The sequence below is a fragment of the Dermacoccus sp. MPR-E5 genome, from assembly GCF_058809565.1.
The window spans coordinates 1-924 of the sequence record NZ_JBXASS010000046.1; the positions used below are offsets into that span (position 1 = coordinate 1).

Sequence of the window (924 nt, forward strand, 5' to 3'; positions counted from 1 at the left end):
CCGCTCCCACTACGGCTTCGACGCGTTCTACTGCCAGCCAGGCATCGACGGCGCCCACGAGAAAGGTGGCGTCGAGGGCGAGGTCGGCTGGTTCCGCCGCAACCACCTCACCCCCATGCCCGACGTCGCCACCCTGGACGAACTCAACGACAAGATCCGTGCCTGGGAACACGATGACAACACCCGCCGCATCACCGGCCACGCCAACACGATCGGGCAGGACTACCACGCCGAACTCCCACACCTGGCACCGTTGCCAGCAGACGACTTCGACCCCGGCCTGATCCTCCACCCCCGCGTCGACCGCTCCGCCCTGATCACCGTCCGCATGGTCAAGTACTCCGTCCCCGCACACCTGATCGGGCAACGCGTCCGCGTCAGCCTGCGGGCCTCGTGCGTGGTCGTCTTCGAAGGCCGCACCATAGTGGCCACCCACCCACGCCTCGGCACCCGTGGGGTGACCCGAGTCGAGCTGGACCACTACCTAGAAGTCCTACGCCACAAGCCCGGTGCGTTCCCAGGCTCCACCGCCCTGGCCCAAGCCAGAGCGGCGGGGGCATTCACCGCAGCCCACGACGCGTTCTGGGCCGCAGCCCGCAAGACCAGCGGTGACGTCGCAGGCACCCAAGAACTCATCGACGTGCTCCTGCTCCACCGCTCCCTCCCCGCCGAGGCGGTGATCGCCGGCATCACCAGCGCCCTGTCGGTCGGCGCGATCAGCCCCGACGTCGTCGCCGTCGAAGCCCGCCGCCACGCCACCGGCCACACACCCATCCCTACCACCCCGACCAGGCGGGGGACGGTCGTGAACTTGCCACCACGACGCCCCACCGACCCGCACCAGGTCATCGCGCACCTACCCGAGGACACTCGACCCCTGCCCACCGTCACCGCCTACGACGAGCTGTTGCGACGTCGCCAACC

General features: G+C 69.3%; 1 protein-coding gene. It reads left to right on the top strand.

Going from position 1 to position 924, the window contains the following annotated elements; all coding sequences use genetic code 11:
• Nucleotides 1–924: Mu transposase domain-containing protein (locus tag AC1RS9_RS14505; protein ID WP_492921984.1), on the top strand; the 924-nt coding region annotated here is incomplete at both ends.